Annotated in this window: 15 protein-coding genes; 8 read left to right on the forward strand and 7 right to left on the reverse strand. The window is 72.9% G+C overall.

Features of this window, described 5'->3' with window-relative positions:
- Positions 1–145: 145 nt before the first annotated feature.
- Positions 146–1153 carry a TauD/TfdA dioxygenase family protein gene (locus tag ACZ5Y0_RS19520; RefSeq protein ID WP_469129940.1) on the reverse strand — a complete coding sequence of 336 codons (1008 nt, stop codon included), beginning with the start codon at positions 1151–1153 and terminating at the stop codon, positions 146–148.
- A gap of 211 nt (positions 1154–1364) precedes the next feature.
- On the opposite strand from ACZ5Y0_RS19520, the gene ACZ5Y0_RS19525 reads away from it, so the two are divergent.
- Positions 1365–2195, forward strand: coding sequence for an aldo/keto reductase (locus ACZ5Y0_RS19525; protein ID WP_469129913.1), 831 nt, complete (start codon positions 1365–1367; stop codon positions 2193–2195).
- Between the two features lie 76 nt (positions 2196–2271).
- Here ACZ5Y0_RS19525 and ACZ5Y0_RS19530 read toward each other — a convergent pair whose 3' ends face one another.
- The 3 genes from ACZ5Y0_RS19530 to ACZ5Y0_RS19540 all read right to left on the reverse strand — a co-directional run bounded on the left by ACZ5Y0_RS19530 (position 2272) and on the right by ACZ5Y0_RS19540 (position 5546).
- The gene (locus ACZ5Y0_RS19530) at positions 2272–4629 is read right to left on the reverse strand and encodes an ATP-binding SpoIIE family protein phosphatase (RefSeq protein ID WP_469129914.1); all 2358 of its coding nucleotides are present in this window, start codon (positions 4627–4629) and stop codon (positions 2272–2274) included.
- Between the two features lie 63 nt (positions 4630–4692).
- On the reverse strand, positions 4693–5160 hold the full coding sequence (locus ACZ5Y0_RS19535; protein ID WP_469129915.1) for a peroxiredoxin: 468 nt from the start codon (positions 5158–5160) through the stop codon (positions 4693–4695).
- Positions 5157–5546: a DoxX family protein gene (locus ACZ5Y0_RS19540; RefSeq protein ID WP_469129916.1), complete on the reverse strand. Its 390-nt coding sequence runs from the start codon at positions 5544–5546 to the stop codon at positions 5157–5159. Before ACZ5Y0_RS19540 ends, ACZ5Y0_RS19535 begins: the two co-directional genes overlap by 4 nt.
- A 475-nt stretch (positions 5547–6021) precedes the next feature.
- Between ACZ5Y0_RS19540 and ACZ5Y0_RS19545 the strand changes: the two genes are divergently transcribed.
- The 3 genes from ACZ5Y0_RS19545 to hemC all read left to right on the forward strand — a co-directional run bounded on the left by ACZ5Y0_RS19545 (position 6022) and on the right by hemC (position 9155).
- Positions 6022–7008, forward strand: coding sequence for an ATP-dependent DNA ligase (locus ACZ5Y0_RS19545; RefSeq protein WP_469129917.1), 987 nt, complete (start codon positions 6022–6024; stop codon positions 7006–7008).
- Between the two features lie 142 nt (positions 7009–7150).
- A complete protein-coding gene (locus ACZ5Y0_RS19550) occupies positions 7151–7927 on the forward strand; it encodes an NPP1 family protein (protein ID WP_469129918.1) in 777 nt (258 codons plus the stop codon).
- Positions 7928–8219: 292 nt separating this feature from the next.
- Positions 8220–9155 carry a hydroxymethylbilane synthase gene (gene hemC / locus ACZ5Y0_RS19555; protein WP_469129919.1) on the forward strand — a complete coding sequence of 312 codons (936 nt, stop codon included), beginning with the start codon at positions 8220–8222 and terminating at the stop codon, positions 9153–9155.
- A gap of 25 nt (positions 9156–9180) precedes the next feature.
- Here the strand turns inward: hemC and ACZ5Y0_RS19560 are convergent, their stop codons facing one another.
- A complete protein-coding gene (locus ACZ5Y0_RS19560) occupies positions 9181–9699 on the reverse strand; it encodes a hypothetical protein (protein ID WP_469129920.1) in 519 nt (172 codons plus the stop codon).
- A gap of 470 nt (positions 9700–10169) precedes the next feature.
- Here ACZ5Y0_RS19560 and ACZ5Y0_RS19565 point away from each other — a divergent pair, with 470 nt between their 5' ends.
- On the forward strand, positions 10170–10961 hold the full coding sequence (locus ACZ5Y0_RS19565) for an RNA polymerase sigma factor SigF (RefSeq protein ID WP_469129921.1): 792 nt from the start codon (positions 10170–10172) through the stop codon (positions 10959–10961).
- 562 nt (positions 10962–11523) lie between these two features.
- Positions 11524–12330 carry a VOC family protein gene (locus ACZ5Y0_RS19570; RefSeq protein WP_469129922.1) on the forward strand — a complete coding sequence of 269 codons (807 nt, stop codon included), beginning with the start codon at positions 11524–11526 and terminating at the stop codon, positions 12328–12330.
- Between the two features lie 16 nt (positions 12331–12346).
- Here ACZ5Y0_RS19570 and glgX read toward each other — a convergent pair whose 3' ends face one another.
- Positions 12347–14464 (reverse strand): glycogen debranching protein GlgX, encoded by a 2118-nt coding sequence (gene glgX, locus ACZ5Y0_RS19575; protein WP_469129923.1) that lies wholly within the window; start codon positions 14462–14464, stop codon positions 12347–12349.
- A 26-nt stretch (positions 14465–14490) separates the two neighbouring features.
- Entirely contained in the window at positions 14491–15003 is a 513-nt protein-coding gene (locus tag ACZ5Y0_RS19580; RefSeq protein ID WP_469129924.1) for a pep a2, read from the reverse strand.
- Between the two features lie 293 nt (positions 15004–15296).
- Here ACZ5Y0_RS19580 and ACZ5Y0_RS19585 point away from each other — a divergent pair, with 293 nt between their 5' ends.
- Positions 15297–15593: a DUF5133 domain-containing protein gene (locus ACZ5Y0_RS19585; RefSeq protein WP_467516631.1), complete on the forward strand. Its 297-nt coding sequence runs from the start codon at positions 15297–15299 to the stop codon at positions 15591–15593.
- A 57-nt stretch (positions 15594–15650) separates the two neighbouring features.
- Positions 15651–16310 (forward strand): maltotransferase domain-containing protein (locus tag ACZ5Y0_RS19590; protein WP_469129925.1); only part of this gene is annotated, 660 nt, incomplete at its 3' end.

Genomic DNA, 16310 nt, shown 5'->3' on the forward strand with positions numbered 1-16310 from the left:
GCCGGGCCCACGGCGGGCGGGTGACCGCACCCTGTGCGAAGTCCCCGGGAACCGGGTGACCGTCCACCGGCACCACGTCCGTCCGAGAGCGGCCGACGGCGCGCCCGTGTGGGCAGCGGGGCGCGCCGTCGGCCGCCGCGTGGCCTCACCAGCGGCCGGGTTCCGTCCCCACGACCGGTTCCGACGCCTTGCCGTCCACGCCGAGCGGGACGTCTCCCGTGAGCATCACGCGGTGCATGGTGCGGGGGAAGCCGAGGTGGGCGTTGTCGCCGGGGGCGAGGTGGATGGTGGCGCGGTTGTCCCAGAAGGCCACGCTGCCCGGTTCCCAGCGGAAGCGGACCGTGTACTCGGGGCGGGTCGCCTCCGCCAGCAGCAGCTCCAGGATCGCCGCACTCTCCGCACGGGAGAGGCCGGTGATCTGCTCGACGTAGTAACCGTTGACGTACAGGATCCGCTCGCCCGTCTCGGGGTGGACCCGTACCAGCGGGTGTACGGAGGCCACCTGGTGGTCGAGGAGGTGACGGACGTAGGCGTCGTCGCCCGGCCGGGGCTGGTAGCCGACGCCGAGGCGGTGTTCGGCGCGCAGTCCGTCGACGAACCGCCGCAGGGGCTCGGAGAGTCCGGCGTAGGCGGCGGCCAGATTGGACCAGGTGGTGTCGCCCCCGTACGGCGGGACGGTCTCGGCGCGCAGGATCGTCGCGGCGGGCGGGTCGAGGCGTGCGCCGTGATCGCAGTGCCAGCCGCGCAGCAGGGTGTGCCGGCGACGCCGGAGCCACTCGTCGTGGTCCATGCCGAACCGGCCGCCGAGCTCCAGCCGGTCGGCGGTGGTCTCGATCTCGGGGAAGTCCGCAGGGGAGGTGCTGCCGCGCTTGCGCAGGACGACCGGTTCGCCGAACCGGCGGGCGAACGCCACATGCCCGGCGTGGTCGAGGCGCTGCCCGCGGAAGAAGACCACCTTCCAGCGCAGCACCGCCGCCCTGATGGCGGCGACCTGTGAGTCGTCGAGGCCGCCGGCCAGGTCGACACCCCCGATGTCGGCGCCGATGTGCCCGGCGGCCGGCCGCAGCGTCAGGCCGGCGGCCCGCACGGCCTCGTCCAACGCCGCGTCCACCGCCGCAGGCGCCGTCGTACGCGCCGTCCTGTCCACCGCCATGCCCTTCGCCACGTCCCCCGACCCGCTGTCGAACTCGGTCGTCATGCGCGCTCCGCTCGTTGTCGTCGCCGGTACGGCTCCCCGAAGATCGTGACAGCGAATCGGTGGCGGGACGACAGCGCCTCCGCCCTCGCCCCCGCTCCTCCGGTTGATCGGCCCCCGGCCTGTCGGTCAGGGTGGAGGAACGACGCAGTCGAGGGAAGGCCCGACGGTGAACCACATCCCCGCCCACACGCTCAACGACGGCACGACGCTCCCGGCCATCGGTCTCGGCACATGGCCGATGGACGACGCGCAGGCGCAGGAGGCGGTCGCCGGGGCGCTCGGCCTCGGCTACCGCCTGATCGACACGGCGACGAACTACCGCAACGAGAGCGGTGTGGGCCGCGGCATCGCGCGCGCGGGCGTGCCGCGCGAGGAGATCGTGGTGACCACGAAGCTCCCGGGCCGCCACCACGGCTACGACGAGACCCTGGCCTCCTTCGAGGACTCCCGCCGACGGCTCGGCGTCGACCGGGTGGACCTCTACCTGATCCACTGGCCGCTGCCCCGCGTCGACAGGTACGTCGACTCCTGGCGGGCCATGATCAAGCTGCGGGAGGACGGGCTGGTCCGCTCGATCGGCGTCTCCAACTTCACCGCCGCTCATATCGAGCGGCTGGAGAAGGAGACGGGTGTCCTGCCCGCCGTCAACCAGATCGAGCTGCACCCGCTCTTCCCGCAGGACGCGCTGCGCGCCTTCCACGAGTCCAAGGGCATCGTCACGCAGAGCTGGAGCCCGCTGGGCCGCGGCTCGGCCTTGCTGGCAGACCCGGACGTGGTCGCCGTCGCCGACGCCCACGGCGTCACCCCCGCCCAGGCCGTCCTTCGCTGGCACCTGCGACTGGGCGCGGTGCCCGTCCCCAAATCCGCGGACCCGGAGCGGCAGCGGGCCAACCTGGACGTGTTCGGCTTCGAACTCGGTGCGGCGCAGATGGCGGCGATCGCGAACCGGGTGCCCCGGCGGCTGGGCGGCGACCCGGAGGCGCACGAGGAGTTCTGAGGCGGGCCGAGTTCCGTACGCGCCCGGCCAGGTCGCCGCCGGGCGTGAGCGGGGCCTCCTCCGGCGCCGAGCCCGCTCACGCCGTCGGGGTCAGCGTCTGCTCGCACCAGATGGTCTTGCCGCGGGCCGTCTGCCGGCTGCCCCAGCGCTGGGTCAGCTGTGCGACCAGCAGGAGGCCGCGTCCTCCCTCGTCGTAGGCGTGGGCGCGGCGCAGGTGCGGCGAGGTGGAACTGCCGTCGGACACCTCGCAGATGAGGGTGCGGTCGCGGATCAGCCGTAGCCGGATGGGGGGTTCGCCGTAGCGGATGGCGTTGGTGACGAGTTCGCTGACGACGAGTTCGGTGACGAAGGCGGTCTCCTCCAGGCCCCATGCGGCGAGTTGTTCTGTGGCGGCCTGACGGGTGGCGGCCACCTGGGCGGGGTCCGGGTCCACGTCCCAGGTGGCGACCTGTCCGGCGCCGAGCGCGCGGGTGCGGGCCATCAACAGGGCGACGTCGTCGCTGGGCTCCTCGGGCAGGACCGCTTTGAGCACCGTGTCGCAGAGGGCGTCGAGGGAGGTGGCGGGCGCGGTCAGCGCGTTGCACAGTTCGGTGGTGGCGCGGTCCACGTCGCGGTCGCGGTCCTCGATCAGGCCGTCGGTGTAGAGCGCGACGACGGTGCCCTCGGGCAGCTCCAGCTCGACCGCCTCGAAGGGCAGCCCGCCGACGCCGAGCGGCGGGCCGGGAGACATCCGGACCAGGGCGGCCGTGCCGTCGGGCCGGACGACGGCGGGGGCGGGATGGCCGGCGGAGGCCAGCGTGAGCCGGCGGTCGACCGGGTCGTAGACGGCGTACAGACAGGTGGCGCCCAGCTCCGCGACGTCGTCGGCGCCGTCGTCGTAGGCCGCGAGGTGGGTGACGAGGTCGTCGAGGTGGGTGAGGAGTTCGTCGGGCGGGAGGTCGACGTCGGCGAGGGTGCGGACGGCCATGCAGAGGCGGCCCATGGTCGCGGTGGAAGGGATGCCGTGTCCCACGACGTCGCCGACGACGAGGGCGACCCGGCTGCCGGAGAGCGGGATGACGTCGAACCAGTCGCCGCCGATGCCCGCGGTCGAACCGCTGGGCAGATAACGGTGGGCGACCTCGACGGCCACCTGGCCGGGCAGTCCGCGCGGGAGCAGGCTGTGCTGGAGGGCGAGGGCGGTGGTGCGTTCGCGGGCGAAGCGGCGGGCGTTGTCGACGCAGACGGCGGCGCGGCTGGCGAGTTCCTCGGCGAAGACGGCGTCGTCGGCCGCGTAGTCGTCGGGCTGTGCGACGCGCACGGCGACGGCGACGCCCAGGGTGGTGCCGCGGGCCCGCAGCGGCACCGCCATCATCGAGTGGACGCCCTCGCGGTGGGCGCGTCCCTTCGGTGCTCGGGCGTTGCGCTCCTCGACCCACCGCATGAACGGCGGCTCACCGGCCTGGCTGATGACCGCCCGGCCCTCCCGCAGGGCCCGTGCGACCGGGGAGAACGCGGGATAGAGGTCCGCCTCCCCCAGATGGACGGCGGCTTCGGGGGTGCCCGCGGTGACGGAGCCGTGGGCGACTCGACGCAGCTCCACCCCGTCGCCGGATACGGCCGGCGGCGGTTCTTCGGCGCCGAGGACCCAGTCGAAGAGGTCGACGCTGGCGAAGTCGGCGAACCGCGGCACCACGACACCGACCAGTTCCTCGGCCGTGCGCACCACGTCCAGGGTGGTGCCGATGGCGGCCGCGGCCTCGTTCAGGAGCGCCAGCCGCTCCCGCGCCCAGTACTGCTCGGTGCTGTCGAAGGCGGCCAGGGCGGTGCCGAGGACTACGCCGTCGGCGTCCCGGACCGGCCACATCTCGATGCTCCAGGCGTGTTCCCGGTTGAGCGCCGGGGCGCCCGTGTAGCTCTCGTAGCGGACCGGCCGGCCGGTCTCGCAGACATGACGCAGGTGCCAGTTGAAGCCCCGGCTGTGTTCGGCGTCCTCCACGGTCTCCGGGAAGGGCCGGTTGAGCAGGACCTCCTCGGGCACGCCCATCACATGGCACGCGGCGTCGTTGAGCCGCAGGTAGCGCTGATCGGGGTCGAAGACCGACATCGACATCGAGGCCTGCTGGAAGGCGCGCTCCGCGACGGTCGGTTGCGCACCGGGGTCCAGGGACGGCGGTACGGCGGTGAGGGCGAGGCCCGTGGCCTCGCCGCCGGGGCCGAGCACCGGGCAGGCGGCCACGGTCACGGTGACCGGGTGGCCGTCGCGGTGCCGCACGACGACGGGGCCGGTCCAGGCCCCGTCCCGGCGTGCCGGCCAGGGTTCGGCGAGCAGCTCGGCCGCCGGCCGGCCCACCGCGTCCTGCGCCGTGCGGCCGGTCAGCTGACGGGCTCCCTCGCTCCAGCCCGTCACGATGCCCCGTGCGTCGACGACGGCCGCAGCGGCGACTTGCTTCATGCCGTCCAGAATGGTCCCTTTGTCCCGTCGCATCAACCGCGGCGGGACGAGCCCCTGCGGCTCTCAGGCGCCGCGGGCGCGCAGCACCTCCAGGGCACGGTCGGCGTGGGTGTTCATGCGCAGCTCGCTGCGCACGGCCGCCAGGACGGTGCGGTCCCGCCCGATGACGAAGGTGACACGCCTGGTGGGAGCCAGGGTGAAGCCGCGCTTCACGCCGAACCGTTCCCGCACGGCGCCGTCGGCGTCCGACAGCAGCGGCATTCCGAGCGTGTGACGGCCGGCGAACTCCTGCTGCCGCTCGACCGGGTCGCCGCTGATGCCGACGGGACGCGCGCCGACGGCGGCGAACTCGGCGGCCAGATCGCGGAAGTGGCAGGCCTCCGCGGTGCATCCGGGGGTGAGGGCGGCGGGGTAGAAGAAGAGGACGACGGGTCCTTCGGCGAGCAGCTCGGTGAGCTTGCGGACCGTCCCGGTCTCGTCCGGCAGCGCGAAGTCCTCGACCAGGTCACCGGGCCCGGGCACCTTGCTCACGAGCCTCCCTCCGCCTTCCGCGCGTTCCGTGCGACACTGCGCGCCCACAGCACGAGAGGCACCTGGAGGGGCAGTCGGCCCACGGCGGCGCCCTTGAGGGCGGCTGGGCGGTGCCGCCAGTCGACGGCCATCTTGACGTTGGCGGGGAGGACGCCGACGAAGAACGCGGCCGTCGCCAGCGCGGCCCTCCTGCGGGTCGCGGGAAGGGCGAGACCGGCGGCCAGCGCCAGCTCGGCGGCGCCGCTCGCGTACGTCCAGGCCCGCGGGGAGCCCGGCAGGGCGCGCGGCACGATCGCGTCGAAGGTTCGTGGTGCGGCGAAATGGGCGATGCCCGCCGAGGCCAGGAGGCCCGCGAGCAACAGGGGTGAACGGTGGGACGGGGACACGGCTCTCTCCTCTGACGGCCTGGCGCGCGATATTACGGGAGAGTAGGAAAGGGCCCGGCGGCGGGGCCCCGGCCACCCTGCGGGTCCGGCGCCGGATGCCGCCGCCCCACGCGGCAGGCGCCGTCCGCCCGCCGGTCGGGCACCGTCCGCCGTGCTCCGGCCGGCAGCTCGGTCGTCCTCGCCGACGGCGTGGGCAGGACGTCGCCGACCACGCGGTGGAAGAGGGTGCCGAGCTGCTCCTGCGGGGACCGCTCCCAGCACGGAGGGACCCCTGCCTCCCCTCAGGCCCCTCTCGTCGCCGTCGCGCACCGGCTCCCTGTCCAGCCCCCGCCGCCCCCCGGCGACCACCTCTGCCCGAGCGGCAAACCCACCTCCTCGGCCCCGGCCGCGAGGACGGACGGGCCCGCTGCCTCCGATCAGGGGAACCGCACCGGCGGCGGGCGTGCCGTGGCGCGGGCCCGGCGACAAGTCACCCGTGACCCTGCCGCTGATCGCCCCCATGCTCGCCACCCCGGGCACCCTCCCGCCCCAGGCCCAGGACGCGCGCTGGGCGTACGAGACCAAGCAGGACGGGCAGCGGGCCGTGGTCTATCTCCCCGGTGACGGCACCCTCGTGCTGCGCGCCCGCTCCGGCGACGACATCACCGCCGCCTACCCCGAACTGCGCCCGCTGGGCGCGGCGCTCGGCACCACGCCCGCCGTGCTGGACGGGGAGATCCTCGCCCTGGACCGACAGGGCCGTGCCGACTTCCAGCTGCTCCAGTCCCGGATGGGTCTCGCCCAGGCGCCGGCGAAGGCGGCACGCCTCGCGGCGACCGCCCCCGTCCACCTGGTGCTGTTCGACGTGATGCGCCTGGGCGAAGACTCCCTGCTGCGGATCCCGTACTCCCGGCGCCGCGCCCGGCTGGAGCAGCTGGCCCTGGACGGGCCCACCTGGTCGACGCCGGGCGCGCTCGTCGGGCACGGCCGGGAGGCGCTGGAGGCGACCCGCGCCCACGGCCTGGAGGGGCTGGTCTGCAAGCGGCTGGACTCGCCCTACGAGCCCGGAGTGCGGTCCCGGGACTGGATCAAGATCCGCAACATGCGTACGGCGGACGTCCTGGTCGGCGGCTGGCTGCCCGGCAAGGGCCGGCTCACCGGTCTGCCCGGCGCGGTCCTGGTCGGTCAGCGGGCCGCGACCGGCCTGCGGTACGTCGGCAGCGTGGGCACCGGCTGGAGCGAGGCCGAGCGCGCCGAGCTGGCCGGGCTGCTGCGGGCCGCCGCGACCGGGGTGTGCCCCTTCGACGCCGTACCGGCGGCGCCGGGCGCCCACTGGGTGCGGCCCCTGCTGGTCGGCGAGGTCCGCTACAGCACCCGGACCCGGGCGGGGATGCTGCGCCAGCCGTCCTGGCTCCGGCTGCGCGGCGATCTGACGCCCGAGGAGTCGGCGGCCGACCTCCCCGACGGTCCCGCGGCCCCCTGACACAGCGTCACACGCCCGTTGTTGGGCTGTGCTTCACCACAGAGACGCCTGCGACCCCTTGGCGCGGAACCGAAGATCGGGGAAGCTGAACTCCCCTTTCCCCCACAGCCGTTCGGCTGCGCCCGGTCCTGAGGAGGACGCAGTGTCGTCACCCACGTTCAAGAAGCACCGCAGGAGATGGCTCACCGGACTCGCCGGTGCCGCCGCGCTCGTCGTCGCCGTCCCCACGGTCGCGTTCGCCGCCCCGCCCACGGCCCTGCCCGCCAACGCCGAAGCCGGCGAGCGCGCGTACCTCCCGGCGTTCGACTACGACACGGACGGCTGCTATTCCACCCCCGCGATCGGCCCCGACGGCACGATCAACGGCGGCCTCAACCCGACCGGTGCCCTCAACGGCAACTGCCGTGACGCCTCGGACCTCGACAACACCAACAGCTACTCCCGCTACAAGTGCAACAACGGCTGGTGCGCCTATCTGTACGGCCTGTACTTCGAGAAGGACCAGGCGATAGCGGGCAGCAGCATCGGCGGGCACCGCAACGACTGGGAGCACGTCGTGGTGTGGGTCCAGAACAACGCGGTGAAGTACGTGTCGACGTCCAACCACGGCTCGTTCACCGTCACCGCCGCCTCCGGCGTCCGGTTCGACGGCACCCACGCGAAGGTCGTCTACCACAAGGACGGGATCAGCACGCACTGCTTCCGGCTGGCGAACTCGAACGACGAGCCGCCGGAGAACCACAAGGGCACCTGGCAGTACCCGCCGCTGGTCGGCTGGAACGGCTACCCGGCCGGCCTGCGCGACAAGTTGAGCTCCTACAACTTCGGCAGCGCCAACTTCGGTCTGAAGGACGCCAACTTCGGCAACCACCTCAACTCGGCGAAGCCGTCCGGGATCACCTTCGACGCGTACGCGTGAACCGGTGACCGGGGCCGGCCCCGGGACGTGGGACCCGATCACCCCAGCGGCCGGTCCCGCGGCCGGCCCCCGGGGTGATCGGGCACCGGCGTCCAGGGCTCGGCGCGCCGCCGATGTCGGCCGTGACCGCCGAGCCCGCACCCTCGGCGCCACCGCGGCCCGTGGCGGACGACCCAGGCGGAGCGAAGGCGCCATCCGCTTCCACGGCCGTCTCGGCGCCCGCGCCCAGCACAGGACGCGCTTCCCCCCGACCGTCGAACGGTGACCCGCCCGAGGGTCTATCGTGTCGCGCATGTCCGTTCCGGAACTGATCCGCATCGTCTCCCGTGACTCGCCCATGGCCCTGGCCCAGGTGGAGCGCGTCCGCGCGGAGTTGGCCGCCCTGCATCCCGGTGTGCGCACCGAGGTCGTCCCCGTGAAGACGACCGGCGACAAGTGGATGGGGGATCTGTCCCAGGTCGAGGGGAAGGGCGCGTTCACCAAGGAGGTCGACGCGGCGCTGCTGGCCGGTGAGGCCGATCTGGCGGTGCACTGCGTCAAGGACGTCCCGGCGGACCGGCCCCTCCCGGCGGGCACGGTGTTCGCGGCGTTCCTGAAGCGGGACGACATCCGCGACGCCCTCGTACACCCGGGCGGGCTCACCCTCGACGAACTCCCGGCGGGGACCCGGATCGGCACCTCCTCGGTGCGCCGGGTCGCCCAACTGGCCGCGACTCACCCGCACCTGGAGTGCGTGCCGTTCCGCGGGAACGCCAACCGGCGGCTGGCGAAGCTGGCGGCGGGCGAGGCGGACGCGCTGCTGCTCGCGGTGTCGGGCCTGGAGCGCATCGGCCGGCCGGACGTGATCAGCGAGGTGCTCTCACCGGAGACGATGATGCCGCCGATCGGCGCGGGCATCCTCGCCCTCCAGTGCCGTGAGGGCGACAGCGACCTGATCGACGCGGTCAGCGGGCTCGGCGACCCGGCCACCCATCGGGAGGCCACCGCCGAGCGGATGTTCCTGCACGTCCTCCAGGGCCACTGCAACAGCCCCATCGCCGGCTTCGCCCGGGTGGACCGCGGCGGCGAACTCTCGCTGCGGGCCTGCGTGTTCACCCCGGACGGCAAGACCCGGCTGAACGCCCACGAGTGGGCGGGCCGCCTCGACCCGGCCACGCTCGGCACCTCGGTGGCCGTCGCGCTGCTGCGTCAGGGCGCCCGCGAGATCATCGACGGCATCCCGCACTGAGCGGGGCGGGGCCTCGGACAGGACGTCAGGCGGTGCCCTCTTCGGCCTGGTCGCGCAGGAACTTGCTCACCTGACAGGCCAGGCTGTCGCGGACCGCGGCGGGGGCTCCGGCGGGCCCCTCGTGCAGGCCGACGCCGCCCACCCACATCCGCCGCCCGGCCCACTCCTCGTCGACGCGCAACTGGATCTGCACGTCGACCTGTCCCAGCGCGGTCTCGGGCCCCGCGGCGTACAGCACGGCGGTGGCGCGGCGCAGCGGGTAGACGTCGAAGCCCTCGATGAACTGCGAGTTGCGCCAGTCGATGAAGGCACTCTCACCGTCGGGCCCGATCCGCACGTCGATCTGCCCGTCCTCCAGGTGGACGCCGCAGTTCCGCTCGCCACGGTTCTCGACGGTCACCCGCAGGGTGAAATACGTCAGCCCCTCGGCGGCGTCGTCGCGTCCCCGGGGCGGCTCCGCCTGCTCCAGACGGTGGACGCGGACGCGCAGGCCGGCATGCTCGTCGTACTCGTGCCAGTCCCCGACCACGTTCGGCTCGTACACAGTCCACCTCTCGACTTCTACGGGCTGCTTCCTATCCGCGGGCTCAGCGCACTGTCAAATGAGCGGAATGCGCCGTGGTCAGGGGCTTCGCTGCCGTTCGATCGGTGATCAAGCCGTGCGCAGCACGAATCCCCGTCCCGTGCCGCGCGGCCGGCGCGGCGGGCGTGCCGCACATCACGTCGCCGGCGCGATCGGCGGCGCCGGCCCGTCGGAGGCGCGGGCGCGGAGACGGGCGAGGGCGGACCGCCGTCGGACCACCCGTCACGGAGCGGCCACATCCGGACAGCTTAAATAGGATTAACTGTTTTAAAACAGCGCAGAACGGGCATCAGCTGGGAAGTGCTTCGGACAGGAGGCACCTCCGTGGGAGCCCGCGACGGGCCGGCCCCGGGTGATCTCACCGAGGGGTCCGAGGGCCTTGCCACGGTGTCCGTCCATCCACCGGCACCTTCCTGAGGGAGGCGCGCGCGATGCGTACCACCGTCAGAACGAAGCAGCACTCCCACGACGACGCCCCCGACACGGCCGAATCCTTCGCCCGGCTCGCCCAGCTGCCCGACGGCCCCGAGCGCCAGGCCCTGCGCGACGAACTGGTCCGGCTCTGGCTGCCCATGGCGGAACGGATAGCCGTCCGCTTCCGCGGGCGTGGCGAGTCCCTCGAAGATCTCTACCAGGTGGCGGCCCTCGGGCTCGTGAAGGCCGTCGACCACTACGACCCGGACCGCGGTCGCGCCTTCGAGGCGTACGCGGTACCGACGATCACGGGCGAGATCAAGCGCCACTTCCGCGACCACATGTGGACGCTGCACGTCCCGCGCCGGGTCCAGGACCTGCGCAACCGGGTACGCCACGCCGCGAAGGAACTCTCCCAGACGACATCCGGGCGCGCCCCGACCCTCGCCGAGATCGCCGAGCACGCGCAGCTGACCGAGGACGAGGTCCGCACCGGCATGGAAGCGCTGGAGTGCTTCTCGGCACTGTCGCTGGAAGCCGAGATGCCCGGCACCGACGGCTACGCGCTGGAGGACGCCCTCGGTGACCCCGATCCCGGATACGACACGGTCGTCGACCGGGTGGCCGTCGCGCCGTGCCTGCGGGCCCTGCCGGAGCGCGAGCGGACCATCCTGTACCTGCGCTTCTTCGGCGGTATGACGCAGAGCGGCATAGCCGAGCAGCTCGGCATCTCGCAGATGCACGTCTCCCGGCTGCTGAGCGCCTGCTTCGAGCGGCTGCGCGAGGAGGTCTCCGCCGGAACGCCCTGACGCGGCACGAAAGCGGCCGACGTCACCGCGCCGGTCACCCCGACGGAGGTATGCCGGGTATCAGCGGGGCGGACTGCGGCGGCTCCCGCGTCCTTCGGTTCGGCGTGGCTCCTCCCAGGGGGTCCTCGGCACCGGCCGGGAGCGACCGTGATCCTCTGGGGAGCCGGGCCGCTCCCCCACCGTAGGCGGGCCGCCGCCAACCGGAGCAGCGTCGGCCAGGACCGTTGCGCGGCCCGACCTCCGCGTGCCGGGTGACCTCCCTCAGCACCGTCCACGCCCGGCCGGCGTCATCCGCCCAGAGCGACGATCACCTCACCACGGCATGCGAGCCCACGGCGTCCCACGACTGAGCGACCTACCGGTCGGATTCCACGGTCCGGTCCGGTCTGAGCGACTTCCGGCCGGGTTCCACGCTCCGGTCCGTTTCGTCGTGCGATCCGCGCGGTACTCGTGACGCACCTCCATCGCTCCGGCGATTACTCGGCAGGCGCCGTGGCACGGTTCGGCCGGACACTGGTGCCAGAGCCGCGACGGCCGCCGATCGACCAGGAACGCGAGTGCCATGAACGATCACCGCTCCCATGCCGCCTCCGGTGCGAAGGAGGTCGTCTCCACGCACTGCGTGCTCGGGGCGCCCTGCTGGGTCAGCCTCACCAGCCGGGACCTGGAGGCCACACAGAGGTTCTACGGGGCCGTCCTCGGCTGGCACTGGCGCCGGGGCAGCCTGGGCGACCACTTCCGCACGGCTCTGGTGAACGACGTCCCCGTGGCCGGCATCGCCGCCGTCGCCTCGGTGTGGCAGATGGCGGTCGCCTGGACGCCGTACTTCGCCGTGCCGAGCGCCGACGTGGCGGCCTCACGCGCGAGGGAGCGCGGCGGCACGGTCGCCGTCGGGCCGATCTCGCTGCCGCCCGGCCGGGCGGCGCTGCTGGCCGACCGGGACGGCGCGACCTTCGGCGTCTGGGAGGGCCCGCTGATCGGCAACTGGGAAGCCTGGCGACAGGCCGCACCCGCCTTCATCCGTCTGCACACCCGCGACGCCTTCGACTCCGCCATCTTCTACGGCGAGCTGCTGGACTGGGCGACCGACCAGCCGGGCTGCTGCGAGGTCCACTACGAGGGCGACGAGGTCGTGCTGCGCAGTCGGGGCGATGCCGTGGCCCGGATCGAGTCGGGCGCGCTGGAGGCGGCCCCCGATCCGACGATCCGACCGCACTGGCAGGTCCACTTCGCGGTGACGGACGTGGCGGCCTGCGCCCGGGACGCCGAGCTGCACGGCGGCAGTGTGCTGGTCAAGGGCGCCGACGAGGCCGTGCTGCGCGACCCCGACGGCGCCCAGTTCACGGTGACCTCGCACCGCGGCCGCTGAGCCCCTGTCCGCGGCGCTATTCGGACCGCCGGGGCGGGCGCGAGAGCACGACCAGGCTGCGGGCCTCCACCGTGACCGCGGCCCCCGCCTTGTGCTCCGTCTCGTCCGGACCGCCGTCCGGCTCCACGGTGTCGACGCGGACCGCCCAGCGCTCCCCGTACTCGGCGCCCGGCAGTCGGAACACGACGGGCTCCCAGTAGCTGTTGAGCAGCAGCAGGAACGAGTCGTCGACGACCGGCCGGCCACGCGGGTCGGGTTCCGCGATGGCGTCGCCGTTGAGGAACACGCCCACGCAGTGCGCGTCGGAGCGCTGCCAGTCGCCGTCGGTCATCTCACAGGCGTCCGGCAGCAGCCACACCAGGTCGGGCAGCGGCTGGCCGGCGTGGGTGACGGTCTCGCCGCGGAAGAAGCGGCGCCGCCGCAGCACGGGGTGGGCCGAGCGCAGCGCGATGAGCCGCCGGGTGAAGTCGACGAGGTCGCTGTGCTCCCGGGTCAGGCGCCAGTCGATCCAGGAGACCTCGTTGTCCTGGCAGTAGGCGTTGTTGTTGCCGCGCTGGGTGCGGCCGAGTTCGTCGCCGTGGCAGATCATCGGGATGCCCTGCGACAGCAGCAGGGTGGCGAGGAGGTTGCGCTGCTGGCGGGCGCGCAGTTCCAGCACGGCCGGGTCGTCGGTGTCGCCCTCGGTCCCGCAGTTCCAGGACCGGTTGCAGCTCTCGCCGTCCTGGTTGCCCTCGCCGTTGGCCTCGTTGTGCTTGTCGTTGTACGAGACGAGGTCGCGCAGGGTGAAACCGTCGTGCGCGGTGACGAAGTTGACGCTGGCGCGAGGGCGGCGCCGGCTGTGGGCGTACAGGTCGGAGGAGCCGGTCAGACGGGAGGCGAACTCGGCGAGCGAGCCCGGTTCCGTCCGCCAGAAGTCCCGTACGGTGTCGCGGTAGCGGCCGTTCCACTCCGACCACAGGGGCGGGAAGTTGCCCACCTGGTAGCCGCCCTCGCCGACGTCCCACGGCTCGGCGATCAGCTTCACCCGGCTGATCACCGGGTCCTGCTGGATCAGGTCGAAGAACGCCGACAGCCGGGACACCTCGTGGAACTGACGCGCCAGGGTGGCCGCGAGGTCGAAGCGGAAGCCGTCGACGTGCATCTCGGTCACCCAGTACCGCAGCGAGTCCATGATCAGCTGGAGGACGTAGGGGTGCCGCATCAGCAGGCTGTTGCCGGTGCCCGTGGTGTCGTAGTAGTGCGACCAGTCCCCGTCGACCAGACGGTAGTACGAGGAGTTGTCGATGCCGCGGAAGGAGAGGGTGGGGCCCTTCTCGTTGCCCTCGGCGGTGTGGTTGTAGACGACGTCGAGGATCACTTCGAGGCCGGCCGCGTGCAGCTCCTTCACCATGGCCTTGAATTCGCTGACCTGCGGGCCGCGGGTACCGTGGGCGGCGTAGGCGTTGTGCGGGGCGAAGAAGCCGATGGTGTTGTAGCCCCAGTAGTTGGACAGACCCTGGTCCGTCAGGACCCCGTCCTGCACGAACTGGTGGACGGGCATCAGCTCGATGGCGGTCACGCCCAGCGAGGTCAGGTGTCCGGTCACCGCGGGATGCGCGAGGCCGGCGTAGGTGCCGCGCAGTTCGGGCGGGACATCGGGGTGGGTGCGGGTCAGGCCGCGCACGTGGGCCTCGTAGATCACGGTGTCGGCGTAGGAGCGCTGCGGCGGCCGGTCCTCGCCCCAGTCGAAGGCCGGGTCGGTGACCACGCCGAGCAGGGTGTGTCCCGCGCTGTCCTTGGGATCGGGGCACGCCCCGGCCCGTTCGAACAGCGAGGCGTGGTTGTCGACCTGCCCGTCGACGGCGCGGGCGTAGGGGTCGAGGAGGAGCTTGGCGGGGTTGCAGCGGTGGCCGGCGGACGGGTCCCAGGGGCCGTGCACCCGGTAGCCGTAGCGCTGGCCGGGGCCCACGCCCGGCAGGTAGGCGTGCCACACGAAGCCGTCGACCTCGGTCAGGGGCACGCCCCGGCTGCCGCCGTCGTCGTCGACGAGGATGAGGTCGACGCGGTGCGCGACCTCGCTGAAGAGGGCGAAGTTGGTGCCGTTCCCGTCGAAGTCGGCGCCCAACGGGTAGGGGCGCCCGCTCCAGGCGGGCACCCCAGCGTTCCGGTTCGGCCGGGAGGTCACCGGGCGCCCTCCAGGACGCCGTGCGTCTGTTCCGCGGCGGCGGCGAGGGCCGCGACCGGCAGTGCGCGCGGCACCTGGAGCATCTCGCGCAGGTCCCCCTCCGGGAGGGTCTGCACGAGCGGGACGCGCTCGCCGGCGCGGGCGCGCTGCGAGAACCAGATGACCTTGCTGCCGGTGTCGGTGGCGCAGCAGCCCCAGCCGTCGCTCATGGCGGCGATGCGCTCCAGGCAGCCGCGCAGGTCCTGGTCCGGGCGCAGGTCCCGGTCGTCGCCGCCGACTGCGGTGATCAGGTGCTGGCCGTTCCACCACAGCTCGATGGAGATGTGCTTGTCCGTGGCGTGCTCGTCGATGGCCATGAGCAGCATCTCGGTTCCGCCGCAGACGGGCTCGACGAGCGTCTCGAGGTCCCAGTACTTCAGGTGGGCGGCCAGGATGCGTCTCACCTGTCCGACCCGGTCCGGGCTCACGTCCACGTCGAGGTGGTAGTAGCAGGGCACTGCGGTCTTCATCTCGTTCGTCTCCTCACCGGCGAGGCTCCGCCCCTTCTCGGTCCGACGGACCGAGCCCCGAACACGAAGCGTGAGCGTTGTTCGCTCCTGAGTCACAACCACAGTGGGGCTGCTACGCCATTCGTGCAACACGAGCGCACCACAATCAAGATCCAACAGGACGTTGGGTGGCGGGCCGTGCACCATAAGTGAAGGCCTCGGGAGGTTTGACGGTTTCGCACCTCTGCTTACATGGCCGACCCGCTCGCCGCGGGGCGACGTACCTCTCGCACTCCCGGAAGGTGAACAGCGCCATGCTGCTACCAGCGAAGACCGAAGTCGCCAGACGTCTGCGCAGTTACCGCGCCTGGGAACGGGTCATGCTCGCGCGTCCGGGCGACCGCGCGGTGCGGGCCACCTTCGAGGACTGCGGATACACCTTGTGCGTGCTGATGGGCAAGCGTTGCGCGCGGGAGGCCGCGGACGCCGCCGAGCAGTACCTGCGCGCGGGCGCGGACACCCGTCTGCTGCGGGGCGGGGCGACTCGCAGGCACGGCGTCGCGCGGCTCGCGGCGAGCCGGCCGACGCTGCGTCTGGCGGCGGAGCGGTAGCGCCCCGGCCGCTTCGGCCGGGGCATCCAACCTTTTTCGGTACTGCGGAGGTGCAGCGTGAGGTCCACCAGAGCGATCGGCCGTATCCCGGTGCGGGACGTCCATCCGCGCGTGGAGTGCGGTCGGCGGCCGGCCAAGTCCGTGAGCGGTGAGACGTTCGAGATCACCGCGACGGTGTTTCGCGAGGGCCACGACGCCGTCGGCGCCAACGTGGTCCTCAAGAACCCGGACGGCCGACGTGGGCCTTGGACGCCGATGCGGGAACTCGCGCCGGGCACCGATCGCTGGGGTGCCGAGGTGACGCTCCACGAGGTGGGCCGATGGACGTACACCGTGGAGGCCTGGAGCGATCCCGTCACGACCTGGCGCCGGCACGCGGAGATCAAGATCCCCGCGGACATCGACACCGGCCTGGTCCTGGAGGAGGGCGGGCACCTCTACGAGCGGGCGGCGGCCCGCGTGCCGCGTGGTCCGGCACGGGCCGTGGTGCGGGAGGCGGCGCGGCGGCTGCTGGACGACTCGCTGCCGGTGGCCGAGCGGTACGCGGCGGCGCTGGCGCCCGAGGTGGACGAGGTCCTGGCCCGGCATCCGCTCCGGGAGTTCGTCTCCGCCAGTGCCGCCATGCCCCTGCTGGTGGAGCGGGAGCGGGCGCTGTACGGCTCCTGGTACGAGTTCTTCCCGCGCTCGGAGGGGACGCCGGAGCGTCCGCACGGCACG

The organism is Streptomyces sp. NPDC033216 (genome assembly GCF_055577115.1).